The organism is Streptomyces sp. NPDC021020 (genome assembly GCF_044333285.1).
In the GTDB taxonomy this organism is placed as follows: Bacteria; Actinomycetota; Actinomycetes; order Streptomycetales; family Streptomycetaceae; genus Actinacidiphila.
The window spans coordinates 721,362-748,078 of the sequence record NZ_JBIRQQ010000001.1 but is presented as its reverse complement, the minus strand read 5'-3'; the positions used below and the strand labels follow the sequence as shown (position 1 = coordinate 748,078).

The window sequence follows — 26,717 nt, the reverse complement described above, 5'->3', positions numbered from 1 at the left end:
CACTGTCAGTGGTGCCGTCTAGGGTGTCGTTGTCCGTGGGAAGCCGCGGAGCAGGGCACGGGGCAGGGGGAGGCGGCAGAGGATGGCCGAGCCGAAGCAGGAAGCACAGCGGGGCGCGCCGCTGCCGTACTACGGGAATCGCGCCGAAGGGGCCGGCGGGCAGGAGGACGGGCCCGTCCCGGCGGTGCGGGTGCGCGGGCTGTGGAAGCAGTTCGGCACGCAGGCCGCCGTGGCGGGGGTCGATCTCGACCTGCCCGCGGGCCTGTTCGTCGGGCTGGTGGGCCCGAACGGGGCGGGGAAGACGACGACGCTGTCCATGATCACCGGGCTGCTGCGGCCGGACGACGGCCTGGTGCAGATCCACGGCCACGACGTGTGGACGGACCCGGTCGCGGTGAAGGCCAGGATCGGCGTGCTCCCCGAGGGCCTGCGGCTCTTCGAGCGGCTGTCCGGGCGCGAGCTGCTCGCCTACACCGGGCGGCTGCGCGGCCTGCCCGGCGCCGAGACCGACCGGCGCGCCGCCCAACTGCTCGACGTGCTGGACCTGACCGGCTCCCAGCACAAGCTGGTGGTGGACTACTCGACCGGCATGCGCAAGAAGATCGGCCTGGCCGCGGCCCTGCTGCACAACCCCGACGTCCTCTTCCTCGACGAGCCCTTCGAAGGCGTCGACCCGGTGTCCGCGCAGGTCATCCGCGGGGTGCTGGAGCGCTTCACCGGCGGTGGCGGCACGGTGGTCTTCTCCTCGCACGTGATGGAGCTGGTGGAGAGCCTGTGCGACTGGGTCGCCGTCATGGCCGCGGGCCGGATCGTGGCGCGCGGCACCCTCGCCGAGGTGCGCGGCGAGTCCGGCAGCCTCCAGGACGCCTTCCTGTCGCTGGTCGGCGCCGACCGCTCCGGCGGCGAGGGCCTGGAGTGGCTGGGCGGCGGCGCGCGATGACCGCCGCCACCGCTCCCCCGCCCGCGGCCCCCTCGTCGGTGACCGCCGTCTTCGTCCGGCTCAAGCTGTCGCTCATGCGCAACGGGCTGCGCCAGTCCACCGGGCGCACCTTCGGCTGGTGCGTCGGCGTCGGCATTGCCCTGATCTTCACGCTCGCCAACACCGCGGGCCTGCTGTCGATGCGGCACAACGCGCACGCGCCGGCCGTCGCCGTCACCGCCGCCGTGGTGCTCGCCGTGGGATGGGCGGTCGTGCCGCTCTTCTTCTTCGGCGGCGACGAGACCCTCGACCCGACCCGGCTGACGATGCTGCCGCTGCGCCCGCGCCCACTGCTGACCGCGCTGCTCGTCTCCTCGCTGGTCGGCGTCGGCCCGCTGCTCACCGCACTGCTGGCCACCGGCGCGGTCGTCTCCCTCGCGTACGGGGCCGCGGCCGCCGTCGTCGCCGTCCCGGCCGCGCTGCTGGTCCTCGCGCTGTGCGTGTCGCTCTCCCGGGCGGTGGCCGCGGCCAACACCCGGCTGCTGACCAGCCGCAAGGGCCGCGATCTCGCGGTGCTCAGCGGGGTCTTCGTGGCGATAGGCGCGCAGCTGATCCGGATAGGCGCGGATTCGCTGTCCGGCGGCGACGGCCTGGAGCACGCCGACTCCGCGCTGTCCGTGGTCCGCTGGATACCGCCCGGCACGGCGGTCGACGCCGTCCGCTCCGCCGACCGCGGGGCGTACGGCCTGGCCGTCCTGCAACTCGCCCTGACCGCGGTCGCGGTGGCGGCGGTGCTGCGCTGGTGGCACCACAGCCTGGTGCGGCTCATGGTCTCCCCCGACGCGTCCACGATCGCCGCCGCCCCGGAGGAATCCGCGAGCCGCGCGCAGGGCACCGGCGGCAGGCGGCTGCCCTGGCCGCGGCTGCCCGAGGGGCGGACGGGCACGGTCGTGCAGCGGCAGTTCCGCTACATGTGGCGCGAGCCACGCGCCAAGGCGTCGCTGGTGACCGGGCTCGCGGTGGGCCTGCTGCTGCCCGCCGTCGCCGTCTTCCAGGACGGCAGCGTCTACCAGTGCCTGTGGGCCGCGGGGCTGCTCGGCGTGCAGATGTTCAACCTGTTCGGGACGGACGGCTCCGCCTTCTGGACGGTCGCGGCCGCCGTCGCCGACCGCCGTGACGCGGAGCTGGAGCTGCGCGGGCGGGCGCTCGCGGTCGCGGCGATAGCCGTGCCCTACGTCACCGTGGTGACCGTCGGCGCGGCGGTGGTCCTCGGCCAGGCCGGCTCGCTGGCCGAGACGCTGGGGGTGTCGTACGCGTTCCTGGGCGCGCTCGTCGCCACCGGGTGCGTCGCGAGCGTGCGCTACCCGTACGCGCTCCCGCACGACAACCCCTTCGGCACCGCGGCGCCCGGCCAGAGCAGCCTCGCGGCGCTCAACCTGATCGGCGGCATGCTCACCGCGGCGGTGCTGTGCCTTCCCGTCTTCGTGCCCGTCATCGTCCTGCACGCGACCGGCCACCACGGGCTGCTCTGGCTCGCCCTCCCGGTCGGCGTCCCCTACGGTGCGGCCCTCGCCGCGGTTGCGCTCCGCTTCTCCGCTCCCCGGCTCCTCGGGCGCCTCCCCGAGATCCTCGCGGCGGTCCGCCTCTAGCCGGCGGTGGCTTCCCCCTTCGCAGGGGGCGAGCGTTTGCGCTGCCGCGCGGGGCTTGCGCCTGCGGCGCCGGGCAACCACCAGGGGCGCGGGGAACTGCGCGCTCAGCCCCCACCGGGGCGCGGGTAGTCACCGGCCCGAAGGGGCAGTCGCTGTCGTTTCCGGACCACCGGCCGGTGGTGGGTTGCTCGCGCAGTTCCCCGCGCCCCTGGCGTGCCCGGCGCCGCAGAAGACTGCTCAGCCGCGGCGCAGCCGTATCGTGGAGGTCAGGGCCAGGAGGGGGAGGACGGCGCCCAGGGCCGTCGTCAAAGGCCAGCCGCCGAGGTGGTACGCGGCGGAACCCGCCTGGGAGCCCACCGCTCCGCCGACGAAGAACGTCGCCATGTAGGCGCTGTTGAGGCGGGCCCGGGCGGCGCTGTCGAGGGCGTAGACGATGTGCTGGCCCAGGACGAGCGTGGTCTGGACGGCCATGTCCAGCAGCACCGCCGCCGCGCCCAGCGCGAGCACGCTGTGCCGCCCGGCCGCCGCGAGGCCGAACGCGGCGGCCGCGGCGACGAAGGCCGCGGCGGTCATCGGGCGGACGAGGCCGCGGTCGGCCCACCGCCCGGCCAGCGGGGCGACGAGCGCCCCGCCCGCGCCCGCGAGGGCGAACAGCCCGACCTGCCACTGGCTGTAGTGGAAGGGCGCGGCGGTGAGGACGAAGGAGATCGTCGTCCAGAAGACGCTGAACGCCCCGAACATGGCCGCCTGGTAGAGCGCCCGCCGGCGCAGCGCCGGGTGGACCCGCAGCAGCCGCACCGTCGAGCGCAGCAGCGCCCCGTACGGCAGCGCGGCCGCGGGCTGCCGCGGGGGCAGAGTGGAGCGCAGCACCAGGGTCAGGACGGTCATCAGGGCCGCCGAGCCGAGGTAGACGGCGCGCCAGCTCGTGGCGTCGGCGATGAGGCTGCCCACCGTGCGGGACAGCAGGATGCCGGTGAGCAGGCCGCTCATCACCTGCCCGACGACCCGCCCGCGGCTCGCGTCGGGCGCGAGGTCGGCGGCGTACGGCACGAGGATCTGCGCGACGGTCAGCGTGCAGCCGAGGACGAGGGACGCGGCGAGCAGCACCCCGAAGTCCGGTGCGAGGCCCGCGAGGGCGAGCGCGGCGACAGTGAGGGTGAGCAGCAGCGTGGCCAGCCGCCGCTTCTCCAGCACGTCGCCGAGCGGCACGACCAGGAGCAGCCCGAGCGCGTAGCCGAGCTGACCGGCCGTCACCAGGCTGCCCGCGGTGACCGTTCCGATGTGGAAGGACCGGCGCAGCTCGCTGAGCAGCGGCTGGGCGTAGTAGAGGTTCGCGACGGTCAGGCCGCACGCGACGGCGAGCAGCACCACCAGGCGGCGCGGCGGCCCGTCCTGCGGCGCCGCCGCCGGGGCCGGGTGCCCGCTCCCCCGGACGGTCTTCGCGAGGCTTGCGGGGCCGTTCGGCTGGGACATCGTCCACCTCACTGCACGGAGTTCAGGGCACCGGTCAAACCGGTGCGACGACGGTACCAGTCATACCGGTTCCAGGGGTACGCTGGCCGGCATGACGGAGATCACCGCGCCGCCGCGCTTCCGGCAGGGGGCCGGGCGGCTGTGCCTGGACTACGTGCGCACCCTGCGGTATCGCGGGACGCCGCGCGCGCAGGAGGAGTTGGCGGACGGCGCAGCGCTCGCGGAGTGGGTACGGCAGTGCGGGCCCGCGCTCGACGCGACCCGCGCCGCGGTGACGCCCGCCGACGCGGCCGTGCGCGAGGCCCGCGCCCTGCGGGAGGCGGTGTACGCGCTCGTCTCCGCCGCCCGCGCGGGGGACGGCGCCGCCGTCGCGCCCGCCGTCCGCGGCCGTCTCAACCGCGCCGCCGCGCAGCCCGTACCCGTACCGCGGCTCACCGCCGAGGGTGAGCTGCGGTGGCGGGCGGACGAGCCCGTCGCCGCGGTCCTCGCCCTCGTCGCGCGGGACACCCTCGAACTCGCCGCCTCCCCCGCGCTTCTGGCCCGCCTCCACGAATGCGGTGCCGCTGACTGCGGGGCGGTCTTCCTGGACGCTTCCCGTCCCGGGACCCGGCGCTGGTGCTCCATGGATGTGTGCGGCAACCGCGCGAAGAAGTCCGCGTATCGCGCCCGTAATTGACCCGCGCACTCCCTGGGCCCGGCCCCGGTTCCCCCGCCGCGGGGGCCGCGCTCCGAGGCTGCGCCCGCGCTGCGGGGCACCCGTTTTCAGCCTGCGGCTGGGCTGTGGGGTGAGCGTTTTTTAGGGGCGCGGGGAACTGCGCGCTCAGCCACGACGTGCCGTCACGTCGTCACCGGCCCGGAGGGGCAGTTCGGTCCGTACCGGACCACCGGCCGGTGGAGGGCTGAGCGCGCAGTTCCTCGCGCCCCTGATGGTGCCCGGCGCCGCAAGCGCAACCTCCCCGCGCCCCTGATGGTGCCCGGCGCCGCAAGCGCAAGCCCCGCGCGGCAGCGCAGCCGCAGGCGCAGCCTGAAGACGCTCGCCGCCCTGCGCAGGGGGAACGTCTACGCCAGCTCGGCGAGAGACTGGCGCCAGGCCGGGTGGAGGTCGTCGAGGAGCGCCTCGACGCGCGGGGGGAGCCCACGGGAAGGCCCCGCGGCAGCGGACCTGCTGAGGAGGGATGCCGCGGCGAAGTCGAGGCGAGCCGGGTCGCCGGTGGCGTGGGCGGCGCGGAGCAGGGCGAGCCACAGGCGCTCGTCCTGGGGGGCGACCCCCATGCCCGTCTCCACCGCGGCCACCGCCGCCTTCGGCTTGCCCGCGTCGAGGTGCAGCGTGGCGAGCGCGAGGGCGATCTCGGCGACCAGCACCGGGTGCTGGGCCTCGACGATCTCGTGCGAGAGCCACCCGTAGCGGCCGGCGGCGCGGTCGTCCAGGAGGCGGCCGCGCGCCAGCGAGAGCGCGTCGGTGAGGAGCCGGCGGCGGGCGACGGGGTCGTGCGCCCCGACGCCCTGCTCGGCCTGGTGGTGGAGGGTCTGGAGGACGTCCCAGTCGGAGACGACCGAGGTGGCGAGCACGATGCGGCCGGTGTCGTCGTAGGAGAGCCGGGGCGTGCCGTCCGGGTCGGTGCCGAGCCAGTCGCGGAGCCGGTCGACGAGGCCGTCGCGGACGTCCTCGGTGACGCCGCGCGCCCACAGCGCGGAGGCCAGGACGCGCGGGTGGACGCCTTCGCGGTGCAGCAGGAGCAGCGCGAGGGCCTCGTGGAGCAGCGGGCCGCGGTCGGCCTCGGGGGCTTCGACGCCGATGACCTCGAAGGCGCCGAGGAGCCGGGCGTAGATGCCGGGGCGGCCGCGGTCGCTGAGGTCGACGAGGAAGGCGGGGGCGCCGGGGTCGGGGTCCCGCCCGTCGTCGCCGCCGTTGCCCGCGGCCTGCGCGAAGAGCTGCAGCACCGCGGCGTACTGCGCGGCGGGCAGCCGCTGCGCGGCGAGGTCGAGGCCGAGCAGCGGCGCGGTGAGCCGGCCCGCGGAGCTGATCTCCAGCTCCCAGGCGGCGCCCGGCACCGCGGCGGTGTCGGCGGCGAGGAGGTAGCCGAGGCCGAGCCGCCCCGCCTCGGCGGCGAGTTCGGCGATCCGCGCGGTCTGCTCGTCGCCGGGCCGGTCGGCGATGATCACCAGGTGCGGCGCCCACTGGCTGTGCTGCGCGCGCCCGGCGCGGCCGGTGAGGACGCTATCCTGGCCGGCGGCCTGGAGCGCGGCGCGGCGCTGGGCCGTCTCGGCGGCCATGGCGTCGACGGCCTCGGAGACGTCGGTGAGGTGCCGTACCCGGGCGGGGGCGAGGGCCGTGAGGTCCTCGGCGAAGCCGACGAGGGTCACGGTCATGCGGTCGGACCAGCCGTTGGTGGCGAGTTCGGCGGCGATCGAGGCGAGGACGGCGTCGCGGTCGGCCTTGGCGCCGGCGAGCGAGACGACGCCGGGCACCGCTTCGAGGTTGAGCAGCAGCCGCGCCTCTTCGAGGGTGCCGAGCGTGACCAGGCCCGGGTAGGGCGCGGCCGCCGCGGTGCCGGCGTCGGCGGGCAGTGAGGTGCGGGCGAGCCGCCAGAAGGTCTCGTCCTGGCCCAGCACCCAGGGCGCGGGCGGGGTGCCCTCGGCCCAGGCGAGCTGGAGGTGCAGCTCGTCGGGGGTGAGCCAGGCGGCGTAGACGGTCGGCAGCGGCCGCCCCTCGGCGTCGAGCTGGGCGGACAGCGCGCGCAGGCCCCGGTCGAGGAAGGCGACGGTCTCGGGGTCGGCGCCGATCCGCAGCGCGTCGTCGGCGTCGGCCGCCGGGCCCTGCGGGGTGCGCGGGACGCGCAGGATGCCCTCGGCGACGGACTGCCACAGCTCGGTGCGGCGGCGCCGGCCGAGCGCCGCGAGCAGGCCCGCGGCCAGCAGCGGGGCGGCGATGAGCGCCTCGGGCAGCTGGGAGAGCCCGCCGTGGTGCGCGGCGGCGTGGACGGTGGGGACGTGCCCGGCGCCGTGCGCGCCGGCCTGCTCGGGGGCCGGGGCGGGCGCCGGCGTGGCCGGGGACTGGTGCTGCTCGGGCGCGGGGGTCTGCGCCGGGGCCTGGTGCGCGCCGCCGCCCGCGCCCTCGGCCGCGGTGTCCTTGGCGCCGCCGTGCTCCGCGTAGTGCTGGATGTCGTGGGCGACGTGCTGGACCTGCTGCGCCCCGGCGGCCGGCATGTCGACGATCTCGCCGCCGGTCGCGTCGCCGGGCATCTCCATGATCCAGCCGGGCCGGATGAGGCTGGCCTGCGACAGCTTCGAACCGTCGGGCTGCACACGGTCCTTGTTGAGGGCGTAGATCTCCTTGTAGCGGCGCCCGTCGCCGAGGTGGCGCTGGGCTATGTCCCACAGGGAGTCGTGGTGGCGGCCCTCGGGCGGCTGGATCCGGTAGAACTTCGTGTCCTGCTGGGTGTGTTCGATGCTGCGGACCGTCCCGGCGTGACCCGCGCCGCCCTCCGGCGAGGTGACGGCGTTCGAGGTGCCCTGGTGCGGGACGCCCGGGGTCTGCTGCGCCGAGGCGACGGCGCCCGGACGGGCCTGCTGCTCGGCCTGGTGGTGCGTGCCCTGGCCGAGCACGGGCGACAGGGTGGCGGCGCCGACGCCGAGCAGCAGCAGGGCGGCGACGAGCTGGCGGGCCAGCAGCTGGCTGCCGCCGGAGCCCGGGATGTGCCGCGGCATGCCCACGCCGGAGAACGCCGCCTTGCCCTCGACGAGCACGCACGCGGTGAACTGCGCCCACGCGATCCACACCAGCACCGCGAGGGAGTTGACGAAGGTCTTGGTGGTGATGGGCTGGCGCAGCACGTCGGAGTCGAAGTGGTGCGGGAAGGGCGAGCCGATGTAGTGCAGCAGCGCTCCGGGCACGCCGACCACGAGCGCCGCGAGCACCACGAAGGCGCCCAGCGCGCGCAGGACGTCGCCGACCGTGCGCTGCCTGCGCGGCGGCCGGCCCGGGTGCTGCCCCGGTCCCGGCCGCGCCTGCGACTGGTGGCGTCCCGTGGCGGTGGAGCGTGCCATCGCTGCTGCCCTGCTTCCTCTGCTCCGTTGCGTGCTGTTGCGGTCCTGACGTTATGCGACGCGCCGGGTGGCGCGATACGTGTGCGGTGGGCCCGGGTTGCGGCCTACTGCGTGAGGGCCTCCGCGGTGGCCGTACCCGTCACCACGTGGCTGTCGAGGGCGAAGAGGCTGGTCATCATCGGCTCGAAGGTGACCTGGACGGTGACGGTGATCCGCCGGCGGTTCCCCTTGCAGGTCGAGTGGGTGATGTCGTCCTCGCTGAGGCCCGCCGCGCTCAGGTACGCGTTGATGTCGTCCTTGCAGTGGTCGTACCGGATCGGCGCCGTCTTCCCCAGGTCGGCGCCCGAGCGCAGGGCGTCCACGTCGATGTCCTGGGCGGCGGCGCGGGCGGCCTGCTCGGCGAGGTCGGCGGCGCGCTCGCGGGTCGACAGGACCCGGCCGCCGTCGACCACGAAGGCGGCGAGCACGACGAAGAGCAGCGCGAAGATCAGCAGCGCGATGGCCCCCGAACCGCGGTCCGCGCCGCGGCCGTACGCGTCCCGTACCGCCCGCAGGCGGGCGCGCAGCAGGCGCTTCACTCGAACCTCCGGTAGGGGTCGAGGGGCGAGGCGAACTCGCTCTTGAGGGTGGTGGTGATGGGCAGGCCCAGATCCGACAGACCGCGGACCTCGCAGGAGACCTGGACGGTGTAGACGCCGCCGGGGGCCCACCGGGTGTTGGCGTGGGTGACGGTGATCGGGCCGTGGCAGATGTGCTGGAGGGACGCCTTCGCCGTCTGCCGGGCCGCGTTGTCGGCCTTGACCTGGTTGCCGTGCAGCGAACCGGCGCGTGCCGCGTCGCGCGCGGCGCCGTCCAGCTCGCCGCGGGCGTCGGTCAGCTGCCCGAAGGCGACCAGCACCAGGATGAAGAGAAGCAGCACCGGTGCGATGATCACGACCTCGATCGTCGAGATCCCGGCGTCCCCGCGGGCCCGGGAACCCCCGGTGCTCCTCGCCGCCGCGGCCCGCCGCCGTATGCCCGCCGCCGCGGCCCGCGCAGCCGCGGTCGCAGTCGTGTACGTCACCGCGCCGCCGTCCCCACTGTCCCCGTCATCCCCGTGCTCCCCCTCGTCCCCGCTGCCGTCATGTCGGGCCGCTCCCTCACCCGTTCGGCATGAACTGCTCGATCGGGCCCTCGGACGTGCGGTCGACCGTGATGCCGATGCCGAGGATCGACGGCACGTGCCCCTTCACCCGGACGCTGATCCGGTCGCGGTGCCCCTTGACCCGCTGGACGGTGACCGTCGGGTTGGTGAGCAGGCTGCCGCCCATCCCGTCGATGTAGCCGTCGGCCTTCTTCCGCGCCTTGCCCTGCCAGTCGCTGCCGCTCACTGCCGCCTGCGTACGGGCCTCGCGGGCGCCCGCCCGGGCCGCGGCGATCGCGACGTGCGTGGCGAAGTAGTACATCGCGAACTGCACGGTGAGGAAGATGATCCCGAAGACGACCGGGGTCAGGAAGACGAACTCGATCGCGGTCATCCCGCGGTCGTCCGCCCTCCGCCGCCCCACGCCGCTGTCGCCGCGTGCGGCCGCGAAACGGTCGCGCAGCGCGCGGCCCACCGCCTTCATCGTCTCCCCCGTCCTTTCCGCTGTCCCGCCGACCGCCGGTGTCCGGCGGATGTCAGCAGTCCGTCGTGGTGCTCGAGTTCTGGATGCAGGTGTTGACCTTGTCGGTCTTTTCGTTCAGCGCCTTGCTGATCGCCACGCCGATACCGGCGACCAGCGCGGCCACGATCGCCGAGATGATCACCCACTCGACGGCGGAGGCGCCCATGCTGCGGCCCTCGGTGCGTGCCCAGGCGATGCGGCGGCGGACGAGGCCGGCGACCGCGGTGGTCGCCTTGGCGAGGGGGTTGGGACGGTTCATGGTCCGGATCCTTTCTGGCGGACGACTCTCAAGTGGGCTGTCGGTCATGCGTCGTGCGTCATGCGTCGTGCTTGGTACGTCGTGCGTGGGACGCGCTCGTAGGTGGTTCCGGTTCACGCCTGGAAGACGCGCATGGCGGCCGGGAACATCAGGAAGACCAGGAACCCCGCGGCCAGCATCAGCTGCGCCACGAGCATGGACTGCGAGTTCTCGCCCGCGGATCCCTCGATCTCGGCGAGCTCGCGGTGCCGCATGGTCTCCGCGCGGGAGGCCAGCGACTCGCGGATCTTGGCGCCGTCGTCGGCGACCAGGCCGAGCGCGACGGACAGGTCCTGCAGTTCCTCGATGCCCAGCTCCGCGCCGAGCCGGCCGAGCGCGACCCATTGGCTAATGCCGGTGATCCGGGCGTCGTTGAGGCAGCTGCGGATACGGACCAGCGCCCAGCCGTCGCTGACGTCGGCGGCGGCCATCAGCGCCTCGGGCAGGCCGCGCCCGCCGGCCAGGTTCATCGACACCAGGTCCAGGTAGGCGGCGATCACCCGGCGCAGGTCCTTGCGCTTGTCGGCGGCGTCACGGCGTACTTCGAGGTCCGGCAGCATGAAGAACAGGCCCGCGCAGACCAGCGCCAGCCACACCGGGACGATCGGGCTGATGCCGAAGCCGAGCTGCCAGACCAGGGCGTAGAGGAACGGCCCGAAGACCAGGCCAGCCGCGCCGAGCAGCAGCTTGGTCGCGAGGAAGCTCTCCCAGCTGCGGTCCAGGACGGCCAGGTCGGCGCGCATCGAGCGCAGCTCCCAGCCCTGTTCGAGGTAGAAGGCGGCGATCCGCTGCCCGATCCGGCCGCGCAGGTCGGTGGCGTGCGGGGCGGGTCCGGCCACCGGGCCCTGGGCGCGCAGGGCGTCGATCTGGGCGACGGTGGCCGCGGCGCTGTTCCGGCTCGGGGCGAGCGCCCTGATGAGGGCGTAGATGCCGATACCGGTGATGGCGCCGAGCAGTCCTGCCAGTGCGAGCATGTTCACCGGTGCAGCACCTCCTGCCGCTGGGCGTGGAGTTCGGGCGAGTGGACGAGGAAGCGGGCCGGGGTCTCGACCTTCGACAGGCTGCGCAGCCACCAGAAGCCGGCGCCGAACAGCGCGCAGACGATCAGCAGCACCATCTGCCCCAGCAGCGTGCCGTAGGGCTTGACGAAGCCGCGGTTGAAGATGGCCAGCGCGAGCACCACGACGACCGAGACGATCACCACGATCTGCACGCTGCGCCGGGTGCTGGCGCGCTGCGCCATCACGCGCTGGCGCATGTCGACCTCCTCGCGCGCCGACTTGGCGAGCGCGCCCAGGACCTCGCGCAGACCCGGGCCGCGCAGCCGGGAGTTGAGGATCAGCGCGGCGATGATGATGTCGGCGGACGCGTCGTTGATCTCGTCGGCGAGGTGCTGGAGCGCGTCCGGCAGCGGTGTGCGGGCGCGCAGCCGGTCGACGAGCGACTCCAGGTGGGTGCGCAGCGCGGGTGCGGCGGCGCGGGCCGAGGCCGGGATGGCCTGCTCCAGGCCGACCGCGCCGGCGATGGTGTCGCGCAGCGACTCCGTCCAGCCGGCCAGCGCCTCCACCCGCTTCATCGCGGCGCGCTCGTCGGAGGCCCCGCCGAAGAGCTTGTCCCAGGTGAAGACGAGCAGCGCGGTGGCGATGCCGAGCACCGCCCAGCGGGTGAGCGCGAGGACGGCGATCCCGGCGACGGCGGCGATCGAGCCGCGCTGCGACGCGAAGCGCATCATCTCCGCCACCTTGTCGGCGGGCGCCTCGCCGGGTGCGACGGGTTTGGGCGCCCAGCCGCGGATCGCGACCACGAGCAGCGCGATTCCGCCGCCCACGACCGCGCCGGCCAGGAGGCCGTACATCACGGTCAACGAGAAGACACCGGTCATTACCGCCACACCCCCGTGGGCTGGTAGCCGTTGGCGAGAAGTTCGTCGAGGCAGGCGATCGGCGCGTGCGGCATCGCCGCGCCGGTCCTGCCCTCGGCGAAGACCTCGCTGGAAAGGACCCTGCCGTCCACGCCGTTGACCTCGCGGACCGAGGTCACCATACGGCGCAGGGTGCCGCCCTGCTGGAAGTCGTTGCGGCGCTGGATGAAGACCACGAAGTCGATGGCGCCCGCGACGAGCATCTGCGAGGCCTCGATCGGCAGCCGCTCCCTGGCCTGGAGGGCGTAGGTGGAGATGCGGTTGAAGACCTCGGCCGAGCTGTTGGCGTGGATCGTCGACAGCGAGCCGTCGTTGCCCTGGGACATCGCGTTGAGCATGGTGACGATCTCGTCGCCGAGGACCTCACCGACGATGACCCGGGAGGGGTTCATACGCAGTGAGCGGCGGACCAGTTCGGCCATCGAGATGGTGCCCTGGCCCTCGGAGTTGGGCAGCCGCTCCTCGAACGCCACCACGTTGGGGTGCAGTTCGGGGAATTGGTCCAGGCCGAGCTCAAGGGCGCGCTCGACGGTGATGAGCCGCTCGTGCGCCGGGATGACGTTGGCCAGCGCCCGCAGCAGGGTGGTCTTGCCGGCGTTGGTGGCGCCGGCGATCATCACGTTCTTGCGGGCCATGACGGCCGCGTGCAGGAAGCTCGCCAGCTCCGGGGTGATCGTGCGGTTGCCGACCAGGTCGGCGAGGAAGACCTTGCCGAGCCGGGCGCGGCGGATGGACAGCGCGGGCCGCCGCGTCACGTCCATCACGGCCGAGAGCCGGGAGCCGTCCGGCAGCCGCAGGTCGAGCTGCGGGTTGGCGGAGTCGAAGGGGCGCGAGGACAGGCCGGAGTAGGCGCCCAGCACCTGTATGAGCTCGATCAGCTCCTCGTCGCTCTCGGCGACGGGCTCGCCCTGGAGCTCGCGGCCGTCGGAGTAGCCGACGAAGACCTGGTCGCAGCCGTTGATGTCGATGTTCTCGACTTCCGGGTCGTCCAGCAGCGGCTGGAGCCGCCCGACGCCGAAGAGCGCCGCGTGCACGGCGGCCGCGTACGCCTCCTCGGCGACCGCGTCCAGCGGGGTGCGGCCGGCGTTGATCTCCCGGCGGGCGTAGTCCTCCAGGATCTGGGCGATGATCGCGCGGGCGAACTGCCGTTCGTCCTCCGCGCTCATCGCCGGCGCGCCGGCGACCTGGTCGAGCCGCCGCTGCTCGGCTATCCGGTCGCCGGCCTCCTCCCGGAAGCGCTTGACCAGCTGGTGGTCGATCTCGCTCATCGGAAGACCCCGTACCTGTTCGGTACGTCGGCGGCGATCTGCCGCGCGGAGCGGATCAGCAGGGACTTGTCGAGCCGGCCGCGGCGCCGCCCGGTGAGCATGTCGGCGCCCGCCGGGTCGTGCGCGATCGTGCCGACGACCCGCGCGGATATCTGCGAGGCCACCAGCATCTCGTTGGCCTGCGCGGCGATCCGGGCGCTGTGCCCGGGGTCGGCGACCAGCAGCACGCCGATCGGCGGGTAGCCGAGGGCGCCGGCGCCGCGCTGCGAGCCGTGCAGCTTCGCCGACAGCGCGCCGGCCCGGTCCCGTACCCGGGCCAGGTGCTCGGCCTCGGTCCCGGCCACCAGCAGCACCAGGGCGGCGTGCTGGATGAGGCCGAGGGAGGGCGAGTCGCCGCCGATCCGGCCGCAGTCGGCGATGACGTCGGCCACGCCGCTCGGCGCCTGGCCGAGCATCGAGAAGACCTCGCCGAGGACGGGCCACAGCCCGGTCAGGCCCGCGGCCTGCTCGGCGCCGCCGAGGCCGACCAGGACGTCCAGGCCGCCGGCGAGCTGCTGGGAGTGCTCCCAGAGCTGCTCGGCGGCCAGGCCGCGGCGGGCGGTGGCGGCGAGCGAGAGCACGCCGACGTTGGGGTCGAGCATGCCGCCGTGGGCGGCTCGCGAGCGGTAGACGAGGTCGCCGCCTGCCGGGTCGGTTTCGGCGAGCAGGGCGCGCCGCGGCCACACCGCGGCCAGCGCGAGCGCGGTCGTGGTGACGCCGGGCGAGCCCTTGTCCGCCGCGAGGGCGATCAGTGCCATGGGTCGAGTGCCGCCGCTCGCTCAGTTCCCGCTGACGGGCGGGATGCGCACCAGGGTGACGTCGCCCGCCGAGGCCGCGATCGTCAGCGGACCGGCGTCCGCGGTGTCGGCGAGGACGGTGACGTAGGTGTTGCCGCCGCCGGAGCCCGAGGTGTCGACGTCGATGGACTTCACGATCAGCTTGTTGCTGATCAGCGTGCTCTGCTGGCCGCTGCTGCCGCTGTCGGACGAGTCGTCGCCGCTGTCCTTGGTGGCGTTGTTGCCGACGAGGTACGCGGCCACGCTGTCGCCGACGTTGAGCGAGTTGCGGGGGAACTGCCCGTCCTGGAGGGACAGGCCGATCAGGGACTTGCCCTGCGTCAGCACGTTGTCCTTCTTGGTGATCATGTTGCTGGACAGGATCGAGTCCGGCACGAGCGTGACGGCCGCCCGGTAGTTGTTCAGCAGGTCGCCGCGCTGCTCCCAGCGGATCAGGCCGAGTCCGGAGTCGTCGGACAGGTCCACCGAGCGGATCGCGGACTCGGGTATCTGGTCACCCGCCGCAACCGCCTGGGTGACCTCGACGTACGACTCCTTGTGGCTCGCCCGCACCACCGTCAGCACGGCGCCGAAGGCGCCGAGCAGGATGAGCAGCACGGCGAGCGCGGCGAGCGCCGGTTTGCGCTCGCGCGGCGCCGTCGGCAGCCGCTCGCCGCCGCCCGGCACGCCCATCGCCGGTGCGGGCATGCCGGCCTGGCGGTGTCCGCCACCGCCGCCGCTGGAACGATCCCTGGTCCTCACGTGACTGCCCCCGTCGCTCATACGCGACTTACGGTCGTTCGCGGACGGGCCGTCACCGGGGTGACTGGCTGCCGAGCCGCTTTCCAATGTCAAGTCACCGGGACGCTACCAGCGCCCGTCAAAGGCCCTCAAGGACGTTGGGCGACAGACGGACCACAGCCGTGCAACAGTTCCGCACCGCGTCACCGCCGGTCGCAGCGTGTACGCGTCGGCAACCCGCCCCCGTACGGCCACCGTTGGCCGCCGCGCGCGGGGGCCCGTACCGGGACGTGCGGCGCGATGTTCACGGTTTGCTCACAACCGGCCCGGCCGGGAGGGGGTTACGTGAGGTTTCCGGAGGCGGATAGCCTCCTGGGACAGGTACGTGCGCCCGGGCCGGGGCCGGAGCGTGAGGTTCGGGCCGGCCGGCCGCGGCGGGGGAGGGAACATCCCATGCGGGTGACCGTGACGGTCGTACAGCAAGGCGAGGAAGGGCGCGACGTCGTCGTCGCGGCGGACGACGGGGCCTCGGCCGGCGACGTGGCCGCGGCGCTGGCCCAGGTCGTGACGGGCGGCGTCCCGCAGATGAACGCAGCGCCGGCCGGCGGCGGCACGGTGCTGGCCTTCCCCGGGACGCGCGCGGCGCCCCCCGGTGCGGCGCAGCTGTGGGCGGACGGCCTGCTGTGCGACCCGCAGGCACCGGCCGGCGCGGTGCTGCGGGACGGCATGCGCGTCACCACCGACGGCTCCATCGGCCCCTTCATGCGCACCGGCGAGCCCTCCGGGCGCGTCGAACTGCGGGTGTGCGGCGGCCCCGGCGCGGGCCGGGTCGCCCGGCTCGGCCTGGGCAAGGCGACCCTCGGCTCGGGGCAGCACTGCACGGTCTCGGTGCCGGACCCGCTGCTCCCGCAGACGGCCGCCCGGGTGTCGGTCGCCGCGGACGGCACGGTCACGCTGGCCGTGGAGCCGGGCACGGAGCTGACCCTGGAGGGCGAGCCGCTGACCGGGGAGCGCGAATGGCCGCTGGGCGCGCAGATCCGCACCGGTGACACCGTCGTCGTACTGGACGTGCCGAGCGAGCCGGACGCGCACCTGTCGCCGATGGGCGAGGGGGGCCTGGCCTACAACCGCCCGCCGCGGCTGAAGTCGCTGCCGCCGCGCCCCCGGCTGTACGTGCCGCAGCCGCCGCAGAAGGGCGAGGGCGCCCGCTTCCAGATGATCGCGGCGCTGGTGCCGCTCATCTTCGGCCTCGCGATGTACTTCATGGTGCACCAGGTCTACATGCTGCTCTTCTGCCTGATGAGCCCCATGATGCTGGCCGGCCAGTGGCTCAGCGAGTCCCGCGAGGGCAAGCGCAAGGACCGCAACACCGCCAAGCAGTTCAAGGCCGACCTGGCCCAGCACGAGATGGCCCTGGAGAGCGCGCGGCTCACCGACCGCGCCGAGCGGCGGGCCGCCTTCCCGGACGCCGCGCAGATCCTGCTGTGGGCCACGGGACCGCGGATGCGGCTGTGGGAGCGCCGGCTCACCGACCCCGACGTGCTGCGGCTGCGCATCGGCGTCGCCGACCTGCTCGCCGACATCGAGCTACTGCCCAAGGGCGGCATGGTGCAGGAGGGTTCGCCGCAGCCGGTGCCGCCGAAGGTCAACGACGTGCCGGTGCCGCTGCCACTGCCCGAGCTGGGCGTCATCGGCGTCGCGGGGCTGCGGCAGCGGACGCTGGCCACCGCCCGCTGGCTGGTCGCGCAGGCGGCCGTACTGCACAGCCCGCGCGACCTGTCCATGGTGCTGCTGTCGTCCGAGCCGGACGCCGGGCAGGCGTGGGGCTGGGCGCACTGGCTGCCGCACCTCGCACCGCAGCAGGGCCAGGACTGCGTCTCGCTCATCGGCACCGACGGCGAGACGACCGGGCGCCGGGTCAACGAGCTGCTCCAGGAACTGGAGCGCCGCAAGGCCGAGGCGCTCTCCTCCGGCGGTGGCGGCGGCCTGCGCCCCGACCCGTTCGTGCTGGTCGTCCTCGACGGCGCCCGGCTGCTGCGGCGCACCCCGGGCGTACCGCAACTGCTCCAGGAGGGCCCGCGGTTCGGCATCCTCGCGCTGTGCCTGGACGCCGACGAGCGGCTGCTGCCCGAGGAGGTGCGGGCCGCGGTGTGCTGGTCGCCGCAGGACGACGCCCGTGTCCACCTGCGCGGTGCGGGCCTGGAGGCCCTCGGCGACGTGCTGGCCGACCAGGTCGGCGGCGACTGGTGCCAGCTGGTCGCCCGCTCGCTCGCGCCCGTCCGGGACGTCAGCCGGGACGACGCCGACAGCGCGCTGCCCACCTCCGCCCGGCTGCTGGACCTGCTGGGCATGCCCGACCCCGCCGGGCAGGACGTCGCCGGGATCTGGCAGCGCGGCGGCTCCAGCACGGCGGCGCCCATCGGCATCGGCGCCGACGGCACCTTCGTGCTCGACATCCGGCGCGACGGCCCGCACGCCCTGGTCGCCGGCACCACCGGCGCGGGCAAGTCGGAGCTGCTCCAGACGGTGATCACCTCGCTCGCCGTCGCCAACCGGCCCGACGCGCTCAACTTCGTGCTCATCGACTACAAGGGCGGCAGCGCCTTCCTGGACTGCTCCCGGCTGCCGCACACCGTCGGCATGGTCTCCGACCTCGACGCGCACCTGACCGAGCGGGCGCTGGCCTCGCTCGCCGCCGAGCTGCACCACCGCGAGACGATCCTCTTCAACGCCGCCACCAAGGACATCGAGGACTACGGCGACGCGCGGCGGCTGCGGCCCGAGCTGGAGCCGATGCCCCGGCTGGTGCTGATCATCGACGAGTTCGCGTCGCTGGTCGCCGAACTCCCCGACTTCGTCGCCGGACTCGTCGACATCGCCCGCCGCGGCCGCTCCCTCGGCGTGCACCTGGTGCTCGCCACGCAGCGGCCCGCCGGTGTGGTCAGCGCCGACATCCGCGCCAACACCAACCTGCGCATCGCGCTGCGCGTCACCGACGCCGACGAGTCGCGGGACGTCATCGACGCCCCCGACGCGGGCGCCATCGCCAAGTCCACGCCGGGCCGCGCGTACGTGCGCTCCGGCGCCCAGTCGCTGGTCGGCGTGCAGTCCGCGCGCATCGGTGGCCGCCGCCCGGCGGTCGGGGGGACGCGCGCCAAGGCGGGCGTCCAACCGCTGGGCTGGACGGCGCTGGGCCGGCCGATGCCGCGCGGCACGGGCGGCGACGAGGACGACGGCACCATGGTCACCGACCTCGCGGTGCTGGTCGACGCCATCGCGTCCGCGTCCGACCTGATGGGGCTGCCCGCCCCGCGCAAGCCGTGGCTGGACCCGCTGCCCGAGACCGTGACGGTGGCGGAGCTGGCCTCCGCGGCGGTCGGCGGCGGGCACGGCTCCGCGCCCGCCGCGGCGGGCGGCTGGCAGGACGTGCCGCCGATCCCGTACGGCCTCACCGACCTGCCCGCGCAGCAGGCGCGGGCGCCGCTGGCCGTCGACATCGTGCACGGCGAGCACGTCCTCATCGTCGGCGGCCCGCGCTCCGGCCGCTCCACCGCGCTGCGCACCTTCGCCGGCTCGCTGGCGCAGACGGCCTCGCCGCAGGACGTGCACCTCTACGGCATCGACTGCGGCGCCAACGCGCTGCTGCCGCTGGTGAGCCTGCCGCACTGCGGGGCAGTCGTCACCCGCGACCAGCCCGAACGCCTCCAGCGGCTGCTGGACCGGCTCGCCGCCGAGGTCTCCCGGCGGCAGCAGATGCTCGCCCTGCGCGGTGCCTCCAGCGCCGCCGAGCAGCGCGCGATGGCCGCCACACCCGAGGAGCGGCTGCCGTGGATGGTGCTGCTGCTGGACAGCTGGGAGGGCTACGTCTCGACCTTCGAGTCGTACAACTACGGCAAGCTCGTCGAGGCCGCCAACCGGCTCTTCCGCGAGGGAGCCGCGGCCGGCCTCAAGATCGTGATGACCGCCGACCGCAGCGGCTTCTCCGGGCAGATCTCGTCCGTCTTCGCCGACAAGCTGATCCTGCGGATGGCCGACCCCAACGACTACGCCAACGGCGGGCTCGCGGTACGCGAGATCCCCAAGTCCATGCCGTCCGGACGGGCCCTGCGGCCCACCGACCACGGCGTGCAGGAGAGCCAGGTCGCGCTGCTCGCCGAGGAGCCGTCCGGGCAGGCGCAGGTGGAGGCGCTGCAGCGGATCGCGCGGGAGGCCGTCGAACTCCACCGCGGGGCGGGGCGCTTCAACCGGCCCATGCGGGTGGACGCGCTGCCGCCGCGCATCACCGTCAGCGAGGCCCTGGCGCTGGACCCGGAGTTCGCGCCGCCGTCGCCGCTGTGGGCGCTGCTCGGCGTGGGCGGCGACGAGCTGCAGCCGGTGGGCATCGACCTGCGCGAGTCGGGGCCGGGCTTCGTCATCGCCGGGCCGCCGAAGTCGGGGCGCTCCACCGCGCTCATCGCCGCGGCCCGCTCGGTGACCGCGGCCGGGGTGCCGGTGGTCCTGGTGAGCCCGCGCCGCTCGCCGCTGCGCGAACTGGCCGGTGAGCCGGGGGTGCTGGGGCTGCTGACGGGCGAGGCGACGGGCGAGGAGCTCAGGGAGCTGACGGATCTGGCGGGGGCCGGGGCGCCGTACGTCGTGGTCGTGGACGACGGCGAGCTGATCTACGACACCCCGCTGGACTCGGCGCTGGAGACGGTCGTCAAGTCCGGTCTCGACGGCGAGCACGGGCTCATCGCGGCCGGGTCCGCGGACCAGATGGGCTCGCAGTACCGCGGCTTCCTCGTCGAGGCGCGGCGCTCGCGCAGCGGGCTGCTGCTGTCGCCGCAGGGGGCGAGCGAGGGCGACCTGTTCAGCGTGCGGCTGCCGCGGGACGTGGGCGGTGGCCCTGTCGGGCGCGGGGTGCTCATCAGGGGCGGCGAGATGGTGCAGGTCCAGGGCGTGGCCCTGGGGTAGCGGGCCGGACACGGCGGAGGGGCCGGTCCCGGGGTACGACCCCGGTCCGGCCCCTCACTGCGTCGCGCTCCCCCCCCAGGGGTGGTCACGCGGTCACGCGCTCGCGCACTCAGCGCGTCGCGGCCTCGATGTTGTCCGCGTTCGTGTTGGCCGACTTCTGTGCGTCGTGCAGCGTGGCCACGAACTTGTCGAAGGTGGGCTTGAGCTGCGCCCACTCGCTGCGGAAACGCTCGGCCGCCGGGCCCTTCCAGTAGCTCTCGCTGCTGGAGGTGGCACTCTGCAGGTGACCGATCAGCGTGCCGAGGTTGCCCGCCTCAGTGCTGAACTTGCCGGACAGGTCGCGCAACTGCTGGATATCAGCACCATGGATGGACATATCTAGCCTCCCCGTTACCTCAAGGATGTTCACGGGCCCCTCGCCCGCCCTCGGGACGCTAGCGCACCGGCCACCCGAATGCAGTAGATCACCGCCATCCTCTGACACCCACTACACAGTTGTTGCGAAGGAAAGACACGATCGCGACCTGGCGGCGGGAGCCGGAGCGGACCTGAGCGACCCCGTTCGCCCCGTTCGCCCCGTTTGGGACGGTGCAGGGCCTCTGACGTGCGGTCAGTCGCTGGGCAGGCCGGTGCGGGTGAAGACGTCGGTGGGCCCGTCCTTCCACGCGACGGTGAGCGTCGTGCCGTCCGGGGCCAACTGGCCCTGTCCCGCGGCGCGTTCGGTGTCGCCGTCCATGCACGTCAGCGTGAGGGCGATGGCATCCTTGCCGGTGTAGGTGCCGCCGCAGAGATGAGCGCTGGTCAGGCCCGCCTTGCCGGCGCCGAGGACGAGCTGGACCTTCGCCGTGCCCTCCGCCGCGAGCCATACGCCCTCGACGGTGTCCGTCGCGCCGCCGTCCGCGCCGGCCGTCTGCGCGGAGTCCGTCGGGGAGGCGGTGGGTGCGGGCGCCGTCGTGGTGGCCGGCTCGGCGGAGGCGTGGGCGGACGGGCTCACCGAGGGCGACTCCGGCTGCCCGGTCGCGGTGGCCGTCGCGTCGTCCTTGCCGCCGCCGCTGCTGCCGCAGCCGCCCAGTGCCAGCGCCGCGGCAACCGCCGCCGCGGCGATTCCCGCTCTCATCACTCTATGACGCACTGTGCTCCCCCATGACGCGATACGAATCCGGCGACCGCAAGCTACCAGCAGGCGTTATGAGGATGTGTGCGCTCGCAACGCGGCCCCGCGGCCCGCTCCCACCCGCACCGCGGGACCGCCCCGCAGCCCGCGGCCACCCCGCCGGACCGCCGTGCCCCGCGGGGCCGTCCGCCGCGGCCCCGGGCGCCCCGAGCGGCCCCCCGGTTTATCACCGACCTCTCACACCACTCTCACCTCCGCGTTGCACGGCCCGCACCCGCCGCCGTCCACCGGACGCCGCGGCGCGACCTCGCGCAGGAATTCCCCGACCACGGCGCACCATGCGTCGGGCTGGTCCCACGGCACCAGATGCCCGGCGTCCGCGACCTCGGCGTACCTGCCCTGCGGCAGCACCCGGACCATCTCGTGCGCCTCGGCCCGCCCGAGCTGCCCGTCGAGCCCGCGCACCACCAGGGCGGGGCAGCCCACGCCGGCCAGCTCGTCCCAGTGCGCGTCGCGTATCCACGGATCCCCGGGCCCCGGCAGTTGCGCGGCGAACCGCGGCCGCCAGCCGTCGTCCTCCTCCGCCATGACCTCGGCGAAGAACTCTCCGCGCGCCGGGCTCGGCGGATCGGCGAACGGATCCTGCTCGGCGAACCAGCGGCGAGCGTCGGCGAGCGTCGCGAAGGGCACCGGCCACGACTGCGCCCACTCCTCCGCGACGCGCCGCAGCGCCTCGCCCGGCGCGGCCGCCCGCATCTCGCAGATGACGACGGCGGCGACCAGATCCGGGCGGTGCGCCGCGAGCTGCCACGCCGTCAGCGCGCCGGTGCCGTGGCCGACGACGCTGACCGGCCCGAGGCCGAGCTGTTCGACCACCGCCGCGGCGTCCGCGGCGTAGGCCTCGGGCGCGGAGGGGCCCTGCGGGCGCCCGCTGTGGCCGTGGCCGCGCTGGTCGAGCGCGATGGTGCGGTAGCGCGGGGCGAGCCGGCGCGCCGTCTCCGCCCAGTGCGAGGCCCGGCCGAGCAGCCCGTGCAGCAGCAGGACCGCGGGCCGCCCGTCGCCGCCGTGCGCGTCCCCCTGACCGGCGTCGGGTGCGTGACCGCCGTCCGGTGCGTAATCCCAGGCCATGAGGCGGATGCCGTCCGCTCCCGTGACCTCGTAGCGGCGCGGCCCGTACTGCTCCGTCTGCTCCACGTGCTGCTCCATGTGCCTCACCACCCTCCTCCCCGGTCGTCGTCCGTCCCGGTGCTGTCGCTGGATCCCGTCTCCGGCCACGCTATCGAACTTTTATTCGAACACGGGGCTCACGCACCCAACACCGCTCTTTCGAGTGACAACGCTCAAGGATTGGCCGCACGGGCCGAGGGGAGATCTCTGAGCGGGACGCGGCGCGAAGGGGAAGCGGGTCGCGGGGAGGTACCGGGAAGCTCGGGGTCCCGGCGCCTCCGCGGGTCCCGCTCGGTCCCGGGGGCGGGTGCGGTGCGCAGCCGCACGGGAGGCGGGAGCAGGAGGGGCGGGGGGGTCGGGGAGGGGCGCGGGTGGGGGCCGGGAGGGAAAAGGCCGCCCCGGCGTCGTCACGACGCCGGGGCGGCCTTGCGTTCTCGGCGGGCGGCCCCCCACGCGGTCGCTCACCGCGCGGTCAGCTCTCCGTACGGTCCGTACGGTCGGCTCTTCGCGCCGTCAGCTCTTCGCGACGAAGACGTGCGAGGCGACCTCCGCGTCCAGCTCCGCGGCCTCGCCGCCGCTGCCGACCATGACGCCCCCGGCGGAGCTGGTCACGCTGACCACGGCACCGGGCTGCACACCGGCCCGCCGCAGCGTGTGCATCACCTGGGAGTCGGTCTGGATCGGCTCGCCGATCCGCCGCACGACCACGCTGGCCGCGGAATCCCCCGGCCGCAGGTCGTTCAGGCTGACCATGCCCTCCTCCAGGAAGGGGTCGCTCTCCCCCTGCTCGCCCAGCTCCTCCAGGCCCGGGATCGGGTTGCCGTACGGCGATTCGGTGGGATGCCGCAGCAGCTCCAGCACCCGCCGCTCCACCGCTTCGCTCATCACGTGCTCCCAGCGGCACGCCTCGGCGTGCACCTGCTCCCACTCCAGGCCGATCACGTCGACCAGCAGGCATTCGGCGATGCGGTGCTTGCGCATCACCCGGGTCGCGGTGCGGCGGCCCTCGGCGGTCAGCTCCAGATGGCGGTCGCCCGCGACATGCAGCAGGCCGTCCCGCTCCATGCGGGCGACCGTCTGGGAGACCGTCGGTCCGCTCTGGTCGAGGCGCTCGGCGATTCGGGCGCGCATCGGGACCACGCCCTCCTCCTCCAGCTCCAGAATGGTGCGGAGATACATCTCCGTCGTGTCGATGAGTCCGGACATGCGCGCCCCTCATGTGAATCGTGCGTGGCCCTCCACCAATTCTGACGCATGCCGCCGACAACCGGTCCCCATGCGGGAAGGCGGGCCCCGGCCGGCTCTCCTTGACACCGGCCGCGCAGGGCAGCACGGTGATCCGCATGAACGAGCCAGCCGAGGATCTGTCGGACCGGTATTTCGACGCCGCCATCGGCCTGCTGCGCCGGGCGCGCGACGAGGAGGGCCCGGCGATCAGGGCCGCGGCGGCCGCCGTCGCGGACGCCGTCGAGGCCGGCGGCCGGGTCTTCGTCTTCGGCGCCGGCCACTCCTCGCTGCCCGCCCAGGACGTCGTCTACCGCGCGGGCGGCCTGGCCCTGATCAACCTGCTGGTGGTGCCGGGCGTCGTGGGCGTGGACGTGCGGCCGGCGACGCTGGGCAGCGCGCTGGAGCAGGTCGACGGGCTCGCCGGGGTGGTCCTGGACACCAGCCCGGTCCGGCGCGGCGACGTCCTGTTCGTGATCTCGCTGTCCGGCCGCAACGCCCTGCCGGTGGAGATGGCGCAGAACGCCCGGACGCTCGGCCTGACGGTGGTCGGCGTCACCTCGGTCGCCTACGCCGAGCAGACCGCGTCCCGGCACGTGTCCGGCACCTTCCTGCGGGACCACTGCGACATCGTCCTGGACTCCAAGATCGCGGTGGGCGACGCCGAGCTGTCCGACGACGCCATCCCCGCGCCCTTCGCCCCGGCCTCGACCGTCGTGACCAGCGCGCTGATGCAGGCCGTCGTCGCGACCGCGGCCACCGACCTGGCCGCGCGCGGCGTCGTCCCGCCGATGCTCCGCTCGGGCAACGTGGACGGCGGGCACGACTGGAACGCGCAGATCTTCGAGCAGTACCGCGACCGGATCTACTTCCGGCACTGAGTCCCGCCGCCGCGGCGGCGCCCCGGCCTACCGCTCCCCGGCGAGCCCCGCCAGATCCAGGGCCATGGCCACGCGCGCGGCCACGTCCTCGGCGTACGCGGCGTCCGCGCGGTCGAAGAGGCGGCGCCCGGGACCGCGCAGGAAGGTCAGCGCCCCGACCGTACGGCCCCGGCTGCGCAGCACGGTGACCAGCCCGTGCGCCGTCCCGGACGGCCAGCGCCGCGCCGCCGCCCACGCGTCCGGCCCGGCCCCTGCCGCGCGGTCCCCCGGGACCTCCGGCCCGTAGCTGGTGCGTACGGTGCCGATCCGCTCCAGGGCCTGGAGCGCGGGGTGGGCGGCGGGGTAGCCGACGGGGATGCCGCTCTCGGCCGAGTCGGGCAGCAGCCGGCAGGGGCCGGGCTCGCCCGCGGGCGTGGCGGCGATCCGTATCAGCCGCTCGGCGTCGTCGGCGAGGTCGAGCAGCGCGTGGTCGGCGAATCCGGCGAGGGCGAAGTCCAGGTGCAGCGCCGCGGCTTCCAGGGCGCTGCCGCACTCGGCCCCGGCGCGGTCGGCGCGGTGCAGCTGCTGGTAGCGGAAGCGGACCTGCGCGCCCTCGGTCTCCGCGGTCTTCTGCCGGGTGATGTCGATGAAGAGCCAGCCGACGCCCAGCGGCGCGGGCTCCTCGCCGAGCGGCGAGCCGAGCCGTACGAAGCCGCAGCGCCAGCAGCGCCGCATGCCCTCGGGATCGGCGCGCAGCGCCACCCACAGGTCGGTGGTGGCCGGCGGCGCCCCCTCGGCCAGGACGTGCTGGAGCGCGTTCTCCAGCTCCTCCACGCCCTGGGTGAGCAGATTCCCCAGCGGACGGCCCAGCACCTCGTCACGGCCGGTCCTGAGCATGCGCGCGGCCGTCGGGTTGGCGACCGCGGGCCGCAGGTCGGCGTCGATCAGCACCACGCCCCAGGACGCGCCCGCGAAGAGCGCCTCGCTGAGCGCGATGGAGCGCTCCAGCTCGATCTGCGCGTGCACCTCGGAGAAGGCGCAGTAGACGCCCGCGGGCCGCCCGTCGGGGCCCGGCACGGCGGCGGACTGGGTACGGACCAGCACCCGGTGGCCGTCCTTCGTCAGCAGCGCGAACTCGTGCACATGGCGGCCGGGCGAGCCCATCACCCGGCGCAGCCACTCCTCGGCCTCCGCGGCGTCGGCCGCGCGCGCCGCCCATCCGGAAAAACCGTGCCGCCCGATCGCGTCGTCGGCCGTCCAGCCGAGGATCCGGGTCGCCTCGGCGTTCCAGTGGCTGACCACACCGTCCTCGTCGAAGGCGGCGAAACCCGCCTCCATGCCGTCCAGCAGCGCCGCCAGCAGCCGCTCGCCGCCACCGTGCGCCTCGCCGCCGGCCGTGGCGTCCGCTCCGCCCCCGCCCGGATCCGCCGTCCCCGCGGGAAGGCCGGTGTCGTCATCGCCGCTGCCGTTGCCCAGCGGTTTCGGTTGCGCGTCGAAAGGCTGCACGTCACCACATTCAACCCTCGTGTGGGGTGGGTCACACGCACTTTCCGTAAATCAGTTGTGCGGTCGCCGGACGGCTTCCTAATGTGGCGGCACACACGAAGGGAGGTGGTCTGAAGCATGGTTTGCAGTCGGACACGTGAGGTGACCGCGGGCTAGCTCCGCGCACTGGGCGTGCGCGTTGCGCGCCAATCCCACGCAGTCACCCGACCCGCGGGCTCGCCGGACTTGTCCGGCCGGTGTCCGGAGCCACCAGGCTCCGGAGGGCAGCCCGCGGGTCGTTCCTTTTCCCGCCGTATATCGCCGCGCTTCTTCGCCCTTCTCCGCGGCTCCGCGCGCATATTGCCGGTCGTTTTCCGGCCACGCCGGGCGCTTCCCGGCTTCCGGTCCCCCTGCCGTTTTCCCGGGGCCGGGCGGGGCGTCAGGGCGCCAGCCGCTCCACCGACCAGCCGCCCGCCGCGTCGCGGACGTACCGCAGCCGGTCGTGCAGCCGGTCCTCGCGGCCCTGCCAGAATTCGACGCTCACCGGCTCGACCCGGAATCCGCCCCAGAAGGACGGCACGGGCACCTCGGTGCCCTCCGGCCAGCGCGCGGCCAGCTCGGCGTACTTCTTCTCCAGCACCTCCCGCGAGGCGACGACGCTGGACTGCTCGCTCGCCCACGCACCGATCTGCGAGCCGTGCGGACGGCTGTGGAAGTAGGCGGCGGTCTCCTCCGGCGTCACCCGGGCGACCGTGCCGGAGACGATGACCTGGCGGGTGATCGGATGCCACGGGAAGAGCAGCGACGCGCGCGGGTTGGCGGCGAGCGCCCGTGCCTTGCGCGACCGGTAGTTGCTGTAGAAGACGAAGCCGCCCAGGTCGTAGCCCTTGAGCAGGACCGTGCGGGAGGCGGGCAGGCCCTCGGCGTCCGCGGTGGACAGCACCATGGCGTTGGGTTCGGCGATCAGGCCGTCCTCGGCCGCGGCCACGGCGTCGGTGAACCAGCGGGCGAACTGCGTGTACGGCTCGGGCGCCAGCTCGTCCTCGGTGAGGCCGACGGAGCGGTAGCGCTGGCGCATGGCGGCGGGGTCGGGCCCGTCCCGCAGGAGGTCGTGGGGTTCTCGCACCCGCACATCCTCCC

General features: G+C 74.4%; 22 protein-coding genes. 5 read left to right on the top strand and 17 right to left on the bottom strand.

Features of this window, described 5'->3' with window-relative positions; genetic code table 11:
* Positions 1–82: 82 nt before the first annotated feature.
* A complete protein-coding gene (locus ACH4SL_RS03310) occupies positions 83–940 on the top strand; it encodes an ABC transporter ATP-binding protein (protein WP_398441643.1) in 858 nt (285 codons plus the stop codon).
* Entirely contained in the window at positions 937–2,568 is a 1,632-nt protein-coding gene (locus ACH4SL_RS03305; RefSeq protein ID WP_398441642.1) for a transporter, read from the top strand. The genes ACH4SL_RS03310 and ACH4SL_RS03305 overlap by 4 nt, the downstream gene beginning before the upstream one ends.
* A gap of 237 nt (positions 2,569–2,805) precedes the next feature.
* Here ACH4SL_RS03305 and ACH4SL_RS03300 read toward each other — a convergent pair whose 3' ends face one another.
* Positions 2,806–4,041 carry an MFS transporter gene (locus ACH4SL_RS03300; protein WP_398441640.1) on the bottom strand — a complete coding sequence of 412 codons (1,236 nt, stop codon included), beginning with the start codon at positions 4,039–4,041 and terminating at the stop codon, positions 2,806–2,808.
* Between the two features lie 91 nt (positions 4,042–4,132).
* On the opposite strand from ACH4SL_RS03300, the gene ACH4SL_RS03295 reads away from it, so the two are divergent.
* Positions 4,133–4,717, top strand: a complete 585-nt coding sequence (locus tag ACH4SL_RS03295) for a CGNR zinc finger domain-containing protein (protein WP_398441639.1) — start codon at positions 4,133–4,135, stop codon at positions 4,715–4,717.
* A 383-nt stretch (positions 4,718–5,100) separates the two neighbouring features.
* Here ACH4SL_RS03295 and ACH4SL_RS03290 read toward each other — a convergent pair whose 3' ends face one another.
* The 10 genes from ACH4SL_RS03290 to ACH4SL_RS03245 form a co-directional block, all read right to left on the bottom strand.
* Complete coding sequence (locus ACH4SL_RS03290) at positions 5,101–8,088, bottom strand: BTAD domain-containing putative transcriptional regulator (protein WP_398441638.1); 2,988 nt, start codon at positions 8,086–8,088, stop codon at positions 5,101–5,103.
* 104 nt (positions 8,089–8,192) lie between these two features.
* Complete coding sequence (locus ACH4SL_RS03285) at positions 8,193–8,666, bottom strand: pilus assembly protein TadG-related protein (RefSeq protein ID WP_398441637.1); 474 nt, start codon at positions 8,664–8,666, stop codon at positions 8,193–8,195.
* Positions 8,663–9,151, bottom strand: coding sequence for a TadE/TadG family type IV pilus assembly protein (locus tag ACH4SL_RS03280; RefSeq protein ID WP_398441636.1), 489 nt, complete (start codon positions 9,149–9,151; stop codon positions 8,663–8,665). The genes ACH4SL_RS03285 and ACH4SL_RS03280 overlap by 4 nt, the downstream gene beginning before the upstream one ends.
* 76 nt (positions 9,152–9,227) lie before the next feature.
* A complete protein-coding gene (locus ACH4SL_RS03275) occupies positions 9,228–9,695 on the bottom strand; it encodes a TadE/TadG family type IV pilus assembly protein (RefSeq protein WP_398441635.1) in 468 nt (155 codons plus the stop codon).
* A gap of 52 nt (positions 9,696–9,747) precedes the next feature.
* Positions 9,748–9,993 (bottom strand): hypothetical protein, encoded by a 246-nt coding sequence (locus tag ACH4SL_RS03270; protein WP_398441634.1) that lies wholly within the window; start codon positions 9,991–9,993, stop codon positions 9,748–9,750.
* A 113-nt stretch (positions 9,994–10,106) separates the two neighbouring features.
* Positions 10,107–11,006, bottom strand: a complete 900-nt coding sequence (locus tag ACH4SL_RS03265) for a type II secretion system F family protein (RefSeq protein WP_398441890.1) — start codon at positions 11,004–11,006, stop codon at positions 10,107–10,109.
* Between the two features lie 2 nt (positions 11,007–11,008).
* Complete coding sequence (locus ACH4SL_RS03260; protein WP_398441633.1) at positions 11,009–11,914, bottom strand: type II secretion system F family protein; 906 nt, start codon at positions 11,912–11,914, stop codon at positions 11,009–11,011.
* Positions 11,914–13,221: a CpaF family protein gene (locus ACH4SL_RS03255; protein WP_398441632.1), complete on the bottom strand. Its 1,308-nt coding sequence runs from the start codon at positions 13,219–13,221 to the stop codon at positions 11,914–11,916. The genes ACH4SL_RS03260 and ACH4SL_RS03255 overlap by 1 nt, the downstream gene beginning before the upstream one ends.
* Positions 13,218–14,018, bottom strand: coding sequence for a hypothetical protein (locus ACH4SL_RS03250; RefSeq protein WP_398441630.1), 801 nt, complete (start codon positions 14,016–14,018; stop codon positions 13,218–13,220). The genes ACH4SL_RS03255 and ACH4SL_RS03250 overlap by 4 nt, the downstream gene beginning before the upstream one ends.
* A gap of 21 nt (positions 14,019–14,039) precedes the next feature.
* Positions 14,040–14,798 (bottom strand): hypothetical protein, encoded by a 759-nt coding sequence (locus ACH4SL_RS03245; RefSeq protein ID WP_398441629.1) that lies wholly within the window; start codon positions 14,796–14,798, stop codon positions 14,040–14,042.
* 432 nt (positions 14,799–15,230) lie between these two features.
* Here ACH4SL_RS03245 and ACH4SL_RS03240 point away from each other — a divergent pair, with 432 nt between their 5' ends.
* Positions 15,231–19,727 (top strand): FtsK/SpoIIIE domain-containing protein, encoded by a 4,497-nt coding sequence (locus ACH4SL_RS03240; protein ID WP_398441628.1) that lies wholly within the window; start codon positions 15,231–15,233, stop codon positions 19,725–19,727.
* A gap of 109 nt (positions 19,728–19,836) precedes the next feature.
* On the opposite strand, the gene ACH4SL_RS03235 is transcribed toward ACH4SL_RS03240, so the two are convergent.
* From ACH4SL_RS03235 to ACH4SL_RS03220, 4 genes are all read right to left on the bottom strand, one after another.
* The gene (locus ACH4SL_RS03235) at positions 19,837–20,103 is read right to left on the bottom strand and encodes a WXG100 family type VII secretion target (RefSeq protein WP_398441627.1); all 267 of its coding nucleotides are present in this window, start codon (positions 20,101–20,103) and stop codon (positions 19,837–19,839) included.
* A gap of 234 nt (positions 20,104–20,337) precedes the next feature.
* Positions 20,338–20,844 (bottom strand): hypothetical protein, encoded by a 507-nt coding sequence (locus tag ACH4SL_RS03230; RefSeq protein ID WP_398441626.1) that lies wholly within the window; start codon positions 20,842–20,844, stop codon positions 20,338–20,340.
* Between the two features lie 234 nt (positions 20,845–21,078).
* Positions 21,079–22,047 (bottom strand): alpha/beta fold hydrolase, encoded by a 969-nt coding sequence (locus ACH4SL_RS03225; RefSeq protein ID WP_398441625.1) that lies wholly within the window; start codon positions 22,045–22,047, stop codon positions 21,079–21,081.
* 474 nt (positions 22,048–22,521) lie between these two features.
* A complete protein-coding gene (locus ACH4SL_RS03220) occupies positions 22,522–23,214 on the bottom strand; it encodes a metal-dependent transcriptional regulator (protein WP_398441623.1) in 693 nt (230 codons plus the stop codon).
* A 137-nt stretch (positions 23,215–23,351) separates the two neighbouring features.
* Between ACH4SL_RS03220 and ACH4SL_RS03215 the strand changes: the two genes are divergently transcribed.
* Positions 23,352–24,113 (top strand): SIS domain-containing protein, encoded by a 762-nt coding sequence (locus tag ACH4SL_RS03215; protein ID WP_398441622.1) that lies wholly within the window; start codon positions 23,352–23,354, stop codon positions 24,111–24,113.
* Positions 24,114–24,140: 27 nt separating this feature from the next.
* Here the strand turns inward: ACH4SL_RS03215 and ACH4SL_RS03210 are convergent, their stop codons facing one another.
* Entirely contained in the window at positions 24,141–25,568 is a 1,428-nt protein-coding gene (locus tag ACH4SL_RS03210; RefSeq protein ID WP_398441889.1) for a PAS domain-containing protein, read from the bottom strand.
* A gap of 448 nt (positions 25,569–26,016) precedes the next feature.
* Entirely contained in the window at positions 26,017–26,655 is a 639-nt protein-coding gene (gene pdxH, locus ACH4SL_RS03205; protein ID WP_398441888.1) for a pyridoxamine 5'-phosphate oxidase, read from the bottom strand.
* Positions 26,656–26,717: the final 62 nt, after the last annotated feature.